This is a genomic window from Crenobacter sp. CS_VA4 (genome assembly GCF_055597485.1).
The window spans coordinates 1-10,661 of record NZ_JBVMAE010000054.1 but is presented as its reverse complement, the minus strand read 5'-3'; the positions used below and the strand labels follow the sequence as shown (position 1 = coordinate 10,661).

The window sequence follows — 10,661 nt, the reverse complement described above, 5'->3', positions numbered from 1 at the left end:
CTCTTCGAAGCTTGCGGCATGAGCACCTGATCAGACCAGGCACTCACACCTATCGGTTGTTCGTTCTGTTAAAGAGCGTTGCGGCTGACTGGCTTCGTTTCGCTGTGTCAGCAGCAAGGGGGCGAACTATATCGATCCGGCCAAACGTCGTCAATAGCGGCTGATAAAGCAAATCACTAAAACCGCCACCAACCAAACAAAAACACAAATAAACCACTGATTTTACTATATTAATGACAATAGATAATTTTCCAGCCATTGGCTAACCATCGAAATTTCTATCAGAAACATATTCATGACTATTGAATCGTCTCGGATTCACTATTCCTTCGAGAGCGGTGGCAAGTTTCCTGCAGCACGGGCCCAGATGATCGTCCGAGATGAGATTATTTCTTCTGGTGCAGGGAGTTTCCAAGATGAAGTGATCGGGCCAGTTCGTGAATACGCTCTTTGGTTTCCTCGACGAGACCGCCGATTTCGTTGGCGGAGGTTGCGGAGCGGGTGGCCAATTTCCGTACTTCGTCCGCCACCACCGCAAAGCCTCTCCCCGTATCTCCAGCGCGAGCCGCCTCAATAGCCGCATTCAGCGACAGCAGGTTGGTTTGTGTCGCGATCCCATCGATCACCGCGACGATCTGACTAATCTGATCACTGGACGCCAGGACGGAGGTCATCGCCGTGTTGGTCGTGTCATGCGCTTCATGTTCGGCTTGGACGTTCTTGACGAAGGCGGTGTAGGCGATCTTGCCGTCCAGGCGAATCTTCGACAGTGACAGCATCCCCCAGACCTTGCTGCCGTCCTTGCGTTCGATCGGCACCTCCCGGTTTGTCCCGACGATCTTGTCTTGGCCGGTGGTGCGGTTGGCATTCACAAGATGATCGTGATTGTGTTGGATCGCCTGGGGTACTAGCATCTTCACGTTCTGTCCGATGACCTCGTCACGACTGTAGCCCCACAGCTTCTCGGCGGCCGCATTGAAGAACGTGACCTGATTATTCTCGTCGATCGTCACCACCGCATCGATCGCCTGTTCAAGGGTCTGGTTCATCATCTCGCGGGCATCACGCTCGCTGGTGATGTCCTTCACGAACGCGGTGTAGGTCGTCTGTTCGCCCACCCTCACCTTGGACAGCGAGAGGCTACCCCATACCATTCGGCCATCCTTGCGTTCAATCTGGACTTCGCGGCTGGAGCCGACGATCTTGTCCACGCCAGTATGCCGGTTGACGTTCACAAAGCCGTCGTGCAAGGACTGAATGGCATGGGGCACCAGCATCTTCACATTACGGCCCAACACCTCGCTGCGCTCATAACCCCAGAGCCTTTCTGCTGCCGCATTGAAGAATGTTACATTGTTCTGGGTATCGATCGAGACGACGGCATCGATGGCTTGCTCCATTGTCTGATTAATGACCTCGCGGACTTCGCGTTCGCGGGTGATGTCCTTCACGAAGGCGGTGTAGATGATCTTGCCGCCGACCTGGACCTTGGATAGTGACAAGCTGCCCCAGACTTTGCTGCCATCCTTCCGCTCGACCTGAACCTCTCTGCTGGTGCCGATGATCTTGTCCACGCCGGATGTTCGGTTGGCATTGACGTAACCGTCATGGACCGCCTGGATGCCTTGCGGGACCAGCATTTTCACGTTCTGGCCGAGCACCTCCTGGCGTGCGTACCCCCAGAACTGCTCGGCGGCGCGATTGAAGAAGGTGATGTTATTCCGATCGTCGATGGTGATAACCGCGTCGAGCGCCTGCTCCAGCGTCTGGTTGATGATCTCGCGCGCTTCGCGTTCGATGGAAATGTCCCGTACGAAGGCGGTATAGGTGACCTGCTTGCCCAGTTGCACCTTGGACAGTGACAGACTCCCCCATACCTTGCTGCCATCCTTGCGTTCGATCTCCACATCCCGGCTGGTTCCAACAATCTTATTGTGACCCGAAGTACGGTGGCGTTGACCAAGCGGTCGTGATCCGGCTGGATGGCCTGCGGGACCAGCATCTTGACGTCCCGACCGAGCACTTCGTCCCGCCGGTACCCCCACAGCCTTTCGGCGGCCGTATTAAAGAAGGTTACGTTGTTGTGTTGATCGATGCTCACGACGGCATCGATGGCCTGCTCCAGAACCGATTGCGTCGCCTTGGCAGAACTCACCCCGAACAAGCGATTTAAAAGGCTGCCTTCCCCAGACATGTTTTCTCCATTGCAGTAGCTATTTTGGTAATGGTTATCATTTTTATTATTTTGCTGTATCTTAAGAAGCATTATGTTGAATGCTTAAAGCACCATAAGCCAGCAGACCTTTTATCGTATGAAATAAGTCAAGAATCAATAGAAATTGAAAAGCATACAAAGCAAGAAAATATTTGCTTAAATATTATGGCAATGTTTTTTTAGGTCGCCACAACAAGATATTGAGTTATTTTTCTACCCATTAGCTATTTATTGCGATGAAATTATTATTTCATTCACATTCTATGATAATAAAATAATAATTGCTAAAACATAGGACACGCATAAAATGTAAGGTTGCAAGAGATAAGCCGGGGATGGATGGTGATCACATTATTGGAAGCTAAGCGCGCCGGTTTGTTTGGTCGGCAGGCACTATTGCCAAACATCGTGGCGGGGATCGTCGTCGGGGTGGTCGCGCTGCCGCTTTCGATGGCCTTCGCGATCGCCTCAGGAGCACGGCCGGAGCAAGGCCTCTACACCGCCATCCTTGGCGGCCTGATGGTGTCCGTCCTGGGTGGCAGCCGGGTGCAGATCGCCGGCCCGACCGGGGCCTTCATCGCGATCCTGTCGGGGGTGACGGCGAAATACGGCATCGGCGGCTTGCAGATCGCCACACTGATGGCGGGCTTCATGCTCGTCCTGATGGGGATGGCCCGGATGGGGGGCGTGATCAAGTTCATCCCCGCTCCGGTCATCGTCGGCTTCACCGCGGGCATCGGCGTGATCATCTTCGTCGGCCAATGGAAGGACTTCTTCGGCTTGCCCCGCGTGGTCGGCGCACACTTTCACGAGAAGCTGTGGCACCTGATCCAGGCGCTTACACAACTGCACCCTGCCACCACCGGCCTCGCCGTGGTGAGCCTGCTGTTGGTGGTGTTTTCGTCCCGGATCCGGGGCTTGCAGCGGGTGCCGGGCCCCTTGGTCGCGATGGTGGTCGCCACCGTGGTGCAATCGATCTTCCAGTTTCGGGGCATCGCCACGATAGGCAGCGCCTTCGGCGGCATTCCACAGGGCCTGCCCACCCTTGGCCTGCCGTCGGTGACGGTGGTGCAGGTGATCGAGCTGATCGGCCCGGCGTTCGCGATTGCGATGCTGGGGGCGATCGAGTCGCTGTTGTCGGCCGTGGTGGCGGACGGCATGGCCGGCACCAAGCATGACTCCAACCAGGAGCTCATCGGCCAGGGTCTGGCGAATATCGTGACGCCGCTGTTCGGCGGCTTCGCCGCGACGGGTGCGCTCGCCCGCACCGCCACCAACATCCGCAACGGCGGCACCAGCCCGCTGGCGGGCATCACCCACACGCTGACGCTGCTGGCCATCTTGCTGTTTCTCGCGCCGTTGGCGATGAACATTCCGCTGGCGGCGCTGTCGGCCATCCTGTTCGTGGTCGCGTACAACATGAGCGAGCTGCGGCACTTCGCCCGCATGGTGCGCCGCGCGCCCCGCGCCGACGTGGCCATCTTACTGATCACCTTCCTGCTGACTGTCTTCACCGACCTGGTGTTGGCCGTGAACATCGGCGTGACCCTGGCGATCCTGCAGTTCTTCCGCCGCATGGCCAGCGCCGTCGACGTACAACAGCTCAGCGAGCGGGAGCTGAAGACGGAGCTCTTCAACCAGGGCCTGTTCGGCCTGCCGAAGGGGGTGCTGGTCTACGAGATCGACGGGCCATTCTTCTTCGGCGCGGTCGAAAACTTCGAACGGGCCTTGCTGCAGACCCATACCGACCCGCACATTCTGATCCTGCGGCTACGGCGGGTGCCGTTCATGGATATCACCGGCCTGCAAATGCTGGAGGAAGTGATCGGTAAGCTTGAGAAGCGCGGCGTGCGCGTGATGCTGTGCGAGGCCAATCACCGCGTGCGCGGCAAGCTCGACAAGGCGGGGATTCTGGCACTGCTAGCGGACGGGGACTACGCACACGAATTCTCGGCGGTACTCGCCCGGGCCGATCAGGCCAGCCACGAAGACGGTGAGCATCCGCACCGGTTGAGCGACTCTGCACAGAACGTGCTTAAGACCAGCCAGCGGTTCTTCCACGATCGCGAAGACCGCTAGGCGGATTTGGCCCGACCGATCTTGCTCTTGGTGGCGTATTCCACCCCGTGCAGCTCCAGATACTCCCGGATCAACTGACGAACGACCTGGGACGGCGTCAGATCCCGAGCCGCGCACAGCGCTTCGAAGGCCTTCTTCTTCTCGGGATCGATCAGCAGCGTGAGACGGGCAGTTTTGCTTTCCATGGCGAATCAGACTGAATCTGTTAATCAGATATGCATTATATGTGCATTGAGACATGGGGCGCACTTAACTTCTGTACGGAAGCCGCCGTTGACGTGCCAACTATTCGCGGACGCATGCCGTGCCTCGATGCCTGAGCAACAGGCGGATTCGCCTGAGAGCCAGAACAGCCTGATAATCACCTTCGTTCATGGAGACCGGAAGCGCTGGTCACTTGCCGGAACAGGCATAGCGGGTACCAGCGTGGCGCGGCCCGTCTGCTGCTAGGTTTGATTAAGCCGCGCCGGTTCATTACCTTCGCAACTGATGATGGTCCCCATCAGACAGCCGGCGTTGATCTACCGTCAGACCAGCACTTGGCGTGTCTCGGAAAAAAACTGGTGGATCTGCTGCTCTATTTGCGGATCGATCATCACCTCGGGCCGCTTGCCATTCGGGCAGGCCAGCCGTGGCGTCGTTCCGAACAGGCGACAGATCAGTGGGCGTTCTGAGTAGACTTCACATCCCCTGGTGCCGAGGTGGGGGCAGCTCAGATTGGCCAGTGCCACTTCATGTTCCTCCTCGCTCTTGACCGGGAGTCTTGCCATCTCTTCGGTGGAAGTGGTCACCGGTCCACAGCAGTCGTGACAGCCGGGCTGGCACTCGAACGACGGAATCCGTTCTCGGAAGAACCGGATTTTTTGACTGGTTGGCGTCATGGGATGTCTTCCTCCGTGTGAGTGCTCCATTTTACTGGCACTCGTGTATCTCGGCAGGTGGGCCAAGGGCTAAGAGGTTAAGCGAGGATGGTCAAGTCGGTATAGATTGAGTGACCAATGGCGATTGACTATCATCTGCCCTGAGCACTTGCTCATCTTAACTACAGGACAATAACGCAATGGCAACAGGTACCGTTAAGTGGTTCAACGATGCAAAGGTTTTGGCTTCATTACGCCGGATGAAGGGGGCGAAGACCTGTTCGCGCACTTCTCTGCGATCAACGCGAATGGTTTCAAGTCGCTGCAAGATGGCCAGAGGGTGAGCTTCGACGTGATCACCGGCCCGAAAGGCAAACAGGCATCGAATATCCAGCCACTGTAATCAAGACGATGCGGATCTTAAGAAACCCGGCGTATGCCGGGTTTTTGTTCTCAAGCTATGTTCGGGCTCAGGTCGGGGGCCGTGAGGACCGTCGACCTGCCATGCGTTGCCATCTAATCAGCAGTGATTTCGATGAAGTCTGCAACTAGGCCTTTTTTACAAATTCTGATTTCAACTGCATGGCACCAATGCCATCAATTTTGCAGTCAATATCATGATCGCCTTCGACAAGGCGGATGTTTTTGACTTTGGTTCCTACTTTAACGACCAATGAGGAACCCTTTACTTTCAGATCTTTGATAACCGTGACCGCATCACCGTCCTGAAGCACATTGCCATGCGCATCACGCACGACACGCTTTTGATCGTCGTTCTCTCCGGCGGCATCTTTTCCCCACTCATGCGCGCATTCCGGGCAAATGTACATATTTCCGTCTTCGTAAGTGTATTCTGAGTTGCACTTGGGACATTTTGGCAAACTGCTCATGCTGCATCCTATTCCTGATGATTTAACTAAGATAAGAGAGATTGACTGACGAATGTCTTCGTCACCTTTCTTTCAAATTTGCTGCGGTTAATCGCCTTTAAAAATTCTTTTTCCCTGCTTTTACTCGACTGGGCTTTGCTAAACCGAATCGAAAAGGGCGCATCGCAGTCATCCATCCTGTTATGGTTGCTTGCTACCCAGGCTGGGTGCCCACAACGATCTAACTAAACAGAACGCATCTATGTCAGGGGGCAGTGCTGAGGACTCAATCTAGACCCTCTTGGCTTCGTGCGTTGATCACGTTCCACAACACGCGAGCGATTTGCACACGGTCTGGTTCTAAAGCCACCGTTCTACGTTCGGCCATGCCGAGTCGCATTCATGGATGCCCCTCGGACCGCACGAACAGACTGGCGCCTGAGTTGACACTGCGCCCTGCGAGCAGGGTTCAGGTCAGCCGCAGGTCCACCCGTATTAAGCAATCGGACACGCCCTCCTTTTGGGACTAGGTCGTGTCACTTCGTCTCACCTGATTTGACTGGGCTGAATCGGCTCTTGGTCGCGTATTCAACTTCATGCCGCTCGAGGTAGTCACGGACCAACTGACGAACAACTTGAGATGGAGTGAGGTCTTGTGAGGCGCACAGTTCCTCAAAGGCTTTTTTCTTGATCGGATCGATGAGTACCGTCAGGCGGGCGGTTTTAGTTTCCATATCCAGCAAGGCTCTTAGCTTGAAATACACACATTATATGTGTATTTGGCTCACATTTCAGCTGCCGGTGTCGACGCTAGGTCGCTCCACTTTGACGTGGAAACCCCGGGGCTCGACAGGGTGTTGGGTTAGCTAGTCCTTGAACAAGCTTGGCAGCTACCTCCGTGCTGCGGCGAGGGAATGCACTCGTCGCGGCAAAGCCACCGAACAGCGCGCCAGCACTGGCAGTTCCTTATGGACGTCGCCTGCAAGATGCCCCTGTGCAAATTCGACTCACGAACATTCTATGGGCATGGTATGATCTATAAACACATACATGATTAACATACTATGTTAATGTTTTGGGGTCTTGCATGGAACATCGAACCTCACGGCTGTCCGTCCTTGTAGACCCAAAACAGAAAGCCGCCTTCGAGCGGCTGTGTGTCGAGGCCGACATGACGCCATCCCAAGTTATCCGCCGGATGATGCGCGACTACATTGAATGCCGGCTGGGTGAGACATGGAGGGAACAGGATTTTGCGGAAGCATAAGGAGCACGAATGAACGCCGGTATTTCACTACGCGCCATGACCATCGGTGACATTGATGCTTGTCTTGCACTCAGGGCAAGCCCTGAGAACAACGAGCAAGGCCCATGGATAAGTGGAGTGGAGTTGTGGCGCTTACTGTCTCGCAATCCGACCCTCTGTTGGGTTGCTCAGATAGACGACTCGGTGATCGGTGCCGTGTTCTGCGGGCATGATGGCTGGCATGGCTACCTATACCACCTTGAGGTTGCTCCCTCTAGCCGTCATTTGGGCGTCTGCTCGGCTTTATTGGCGAAAGTAAAAGAACAGCTGGCCTCTCTTGATATACACAAAATGCATGCTCATATCGAGCATAAGGAGGCCGGTCACAGCCTATTTTGGCTCGATCAACAGTGGGTAAAACGAGAGGGCGTCATGGTGTTCAGTGCCGATCTGCCCCGACGTGCAAAGCGGTGGGCTTCATGACGTCGAAGCCGCCGCAATCCCATGTAACCGAATCGTTGCGGATTGTTGGTTACCGCCCTGACGAACAGTGGACAGTGCTGCTGAACTCTCTTTGTCGTCGAATGGGTTTGTCTTACTGGCTAGTGCGAGAGCGCACCGAAGAGGTCGAGTTGGTAGTGCAAGGATCGTCCACAAAAATCGAAGAGCTTAGACAGGCAATTCTCGATGGCGCTCTCGGTTTTACACCAAAGTCCGTCTAGCCCCAGAAACAGAAGTCGGTCCTGTACTATTTACGAAGTAAGCCGAATGCACCATGAGTCACTTTCCTCCCTCTCACCGATTAAACGACTTTCTTTCCGGTAGTTACACCGGGAAGCCCTTCATCTATGAAGAGGGCGGCATGCTCTCCCTCTGCTTCGACATCTCCACCGTGCAGAGCCGCATGGATCCCGAACAGCCGGACAGTCTGGTATTGGGGTATACGCGTACGATGATGGGCTGCTTACTATTCAACCCGAAGCCTAGACACATCTGCTTGATTGGGCTGGGTGGTGGCTCACTGGCAAAATATTGCCATCGTTATCTACCAGATACTGATATTACTGTTATCGAAATCAACCTTGACGTTATTGGACTTAGGGATGAATTTTCGATTCCCGCAGACGATGAGCGTTTTCGTATCAGCCGTGGAGATGGGGCTGATTTTATCGCCAAGTCATCAAGGGAAATCGACATATTGATGGTGGATGGTTTTGATATTTCCGGCCAAGCACCATCGCTATGTACTCAACGCTTTTATGATGATTGCCATGCCGCACTGGGCAAACAAGGAATTATGGTCGTAAACATGTGCAATAGCGATCAAAAAATTGAGACCTATGTTTCCCGTATTTGCAAGAGCTTCAATGATAAGGTAATCGTCGTCACCTCGGAAGACTGCAGCAACAAGGTTGTTTTTGCAATCAAGGGGAGCGGCATGAGCTTCTCAGAGAAGCAGCTGCTAGCTCAGGCTCGTTATTTAGAGGGATGTCACTCTATTCAACTGCAAAACACGGCGCGTAAGTTGCTGACAAGTCGCCGGGACAACTATTTCTTGTCTCATCTACAGAAACATGGTCATCAAGTATCTTCGAAGATTAACCGGCCATAAGCGCAATTTACAGGCGGACCGCCACCTAGGCAATTCACTGGCATTCATTGCTTGAGCAATGAATGCTGGTGGTTTTCTCGTGATGGGGCAATATACCTCACACATGACGAATATTGTTTCAATACATATAAGATTCGACACGAACAAGTCTCTTCCTATGCAAGCTCAGATGTTCTGACGACATGGATCTGCGCCGAGATAAGTAAACGTCTTGTCTGTGCGCTCAAGTCATTGCTCTGGTCATGAGCTAGTTCAAACAGGTACACGGCCAGTCTCTCCCGCTCACCTCCGATACGAAGCGCCAACATGGCATGCTGGTAAGTCTAAAGATTTCTTTTGCAGCTTCCTCCACTCTGCACGCGTGTACGACAGGTGCTGCCACTAGCAACACTTCAGTGGGGATGAATCGCCCCCGCTTTCCTAGATACCTCGTGAGCCTCATTGGGCAATCCACCAACGGCTCCAATATGCTTGTGAACCAGAGGCGATTCATTCGGCTAGGCGCTTTAAAAAAGCCAAGGCGGCGAGCTTCTTCAGGCTCGTCGCCTTGGCTACAGACGCACAGTCATGATCACTGACTAGCGTGCACGCCAACCACACTCCGTCAGCGCCGCAAGCAGCACTTGCGCCTGCAGGCCAGTAACGCCTTGGCCGTGTTCCACAACCTCCGCTCCTGCGACCAGCAAGGCATTTACGATCGCCTCCTCCACGGCCTCGGCCGCGGCTTGGAACAACGGCGTCAGGTAGTCGTTGTTGACCATGGCCACGGTCTGGGTACTGGCGCCGCGTTTGGCGTAATCGGCAGGCGCCAGACCGGTGTTACCGGTGGCGAAGGCCAGGAAAATATCGCCGCTGGCGTCCTCGGTACCGCCGCCAGTACGGGCAATGCCGATGGAGGCCCGCTGCGCCAGGCGGGTGCACTGGTGCGGCAGCAACGGTGCATCGGTGGCAAGCGTGACCACGATGGAGCCCATGCCGGGATACAGCAGGTCGCGCGCGCCGAAAGGGCTGGGCAACCCTTGGCGCCCCAGCCCCCGCCCGACCGGGTAGCCTTCGATCAGAAGCGATGGACGTTGACCATGGTTGGCCTGGACCAGCGCCCCGACCGTCCAGCCCCCCTGCTCCGCCTCGAGCACTCGCGATGCGGTGCCGATGCCGCCCTTGAACTCGTGGCAAATCATGCCGGTGCCGCCGCCCACGCTTCCCTCCGCCACGGAGCCAGACGCGGCGGTTTCCAATGCGGTACGGACATGCTCCGGACGTACATGGAAGCCGTTGATATCGTTGAGCACACCATCGAAGGTTTCCATCACCACTGGCATGCTCCAGTACATGGCATCCGAGTTCGGCTGCTGCTCGCGTTCCAGGGCGATCAGACTGTCGCGCACGATGCCCACGCTATGGGTGTTGGTCATCGCCACCGGACTGGTTAGCAGACCAGCCTCGCGAATCCACTCCAGACCGGTGGCATCGCCATTGCCATTCAACACATGCACACCCGCAAAACATGGGGAAAGTCGCGCAAGGCCGGGCCGGGGTTCCACCACGGTCACGCCAGTACGCACGTGGCGGCCGTCCTCCAAGTTGCGCCGTAAAGTACAGTGCCCCACCCTGACGCCGGCCACGTCGGTGATGGCATTGGCCGGCCCAGGCCGCCCCAGGCCGATTTGGATGCCGATGTCTCTTGCTCGTATTGTCATGCTTGTTGGCGCTCACTGAATTTTGACCAGCCGTGCTCGTTGAATTTTGACCAGGCATGGAGGCCGCCCGCGCAGCGGCC

9 protein-coding genes and 4 pseudogenes are annotated in these 10,661 nt (G+C 55.5%); 5 read left to right on the top strand and 8 right to left on the bottom strand.

Features of this window, described 5'->3' with window-relative positions; translation table 11 throughout:
- Nucleotides 1–386: 386 nt before the first annotated feature.
- The 3 pseudogenes from ACZ2IA_RS22330 to ACZ2IA_RS22320 all read right to left on the bottom strand — a co-directional run.
- Nucleotides 387–650, bottom strand: a pseudogene (locus tag ACZ2IA_RS22330) (methyl-accepting chemotaxis protein); the annotation flags it as partial.
- A gap of 57 nt (nt 651–707) precedes the next feature.
- Nucleotides 708–1,907 (bottom strand): annotated as a pseudogene (locus ACZ2IA_RS22325) (PAS domain S-box protein); the annotation flags it as partial.
- Nucleotides 1,908–2,020: 113 nt separating this feature from the next.
- Nucleotides 2,021–2,194 (bottom strand): annotated as a pseudogene (locus tag ACZ2IA_RS22320) (PAS domain S-box protein); the annotation flags it as partial.
- Nucleotides 2,195–2,554: 360 nt separating this feature from the next.
- Between ACZ2IA_RS22320 and ACZ2IA_RS22315 the strand changes: the two are divergent.
- Nucleotides 2,555–4,294: a SulP family inorganic anion transporter gene (locus ACZ2IA_RS22315; protein WP_470294791.1), complete on the top strand. Its 1,740-nt coding sequence runs from the start codon at nt 2,555–2,557 to the stop codon at nt 4,292–4,294.
- On the opposite strand, the gene ACZ2IA_RS22310 is transcribed toward ACZ2IA_RS22315, so the two are convergent.
- Together ACZ2IA_RS22310 and ACZ2IA_RS22305 are read right to left on the bottom strand one after the other, a co-directional pair.
- Nucleotides 4,291–4,479: a ribbon-helix-helix protein gene (locus ACZ2IA_RS22310; RefSeq protein WP_470294790.1), complete on the bottom strand. Its 189-nt coding sequence runs from the start codon at nt 4,477–4,479 to the stop codon at nt 4,291–4,293. The genes ACZ2IA_RS22315 and ACZ2IA_RS22310 overlap by 4 nt on opposite strands.
- Before the next feature lie 342 nt (nt 4,480–4,821).
- The gene (locus tag ACZ2IA_RS22305; RefSeq protein WP_470294789.1) at nt 4,822–5,175 is read right to left on the bottom strand and encodes a YkgJ family cysteine cluster protein; all 354 of its coding nucleotides are present in this window, start codon (nt 5,173–5,175) and stop codon (nt 4,822–4,824) included.
- Between the two features lie 179 nt (nt 5,176–5,354).
- On the opposite strand from ACZ2IA_RS22305, the pseudogene ACZ2IA_RS22300 reads away from it, so the two are divergent.
- A pseudogene (locus ACZ2IA_RS22300) lies at nt 5,355–5,557 on the top strand (cold-shock protein).
- A 145-nt stretch (nt 5,558–5,702) separates the two neighbouring features.
- On the opposite strand, the gene ACZ2IA_RS22295 reads toward ACZ2IA_RS22300, so the two are convergent.
- Complete coding sequence (locus ACZ2IA_RS22295; protein ID WP_470294788.1) at nt 5,703–6,044, bottom strand: zinc ribbon domain-containing protein YjdM; 342 nt, start codon at nt 6,042–6,044, stop codon at nt 5,703–5,705.
- Nucleotides 6,045–6,559: 515 nt separating this feature from the next.
- Nucleotides 6,560–6,757, bottom strand: coding sequence for a ribbon-helix-helix protein (locus ACZ2IA_RS22290; protein WP_470294787.1), 198 nt, complete (start codon nt 6,755–6,757; stop codon nt 6,560–6,562).
- A 353-nt stretch (nt 6,758–7,110) separates the two neighbouring features.
- Between ACZ2IA_RS22290 and ACZ2IA_RS22285 the strand changes: the two genes are divergently transcribed.
- The 3 genes from ACZ2IA_RS22285 (at nt 7,111) to ACZ2IA_RS22275 (ending at nt 8,881) form a co-directional block, all read left to right on the top strand.
- A complete protein-coding gene (locus ACZ2IA_RS22285) occupies nt 7,111–7,290 on the top strand; it encodes a ribbon-helix-helix protein (protein ID WP_470294786.1) in 180 nt (59 codons plus the stop codon).
- 9 nt (nt 7,291–7,299) lie between these two features.
- Nucleotides 7,300–7,752, top strand: coding sequence for a GNAT family N-acetyltransferase (locus tag ACZ2IA_RS22280; protein ID WP_470294785.1), 453 nt, complete (start codon nt 7,300–7,302; stop codon nt 7,750–7,752).
- Between the two features lie 292 nt (nt 7,753–8,044).
- Nucleotides 8,045–8,881 (top strand): spermine/spermidine synthase domain-containing protein, encoded by an 837-nt coding sequence (locus ACZ2IA_RS22275; protein WP_470294784.1) that lies wholly within the window; start codon nt 8,045–8,047, stop codon nt 8,879–8,881.
- Between the two features lie 578 nt (nt 8,882–9,459).
- On the opposite strand, the gene ACZ2IA_RS22270 is transcribed toward ACZ2IA_RS22275, so the two are convergent.
- Entirely contained in the window at nt 9,460–10,581 is a 1,122-nt protein-coding gene (locus ACZ2IA_RS22270) for a DmpA family aminopeptidase (protein ID WP_470294783.1), read from the bottom strand.
- Nucleotides 10,582–10,661 lie beyond the last annotated feature (80 nt).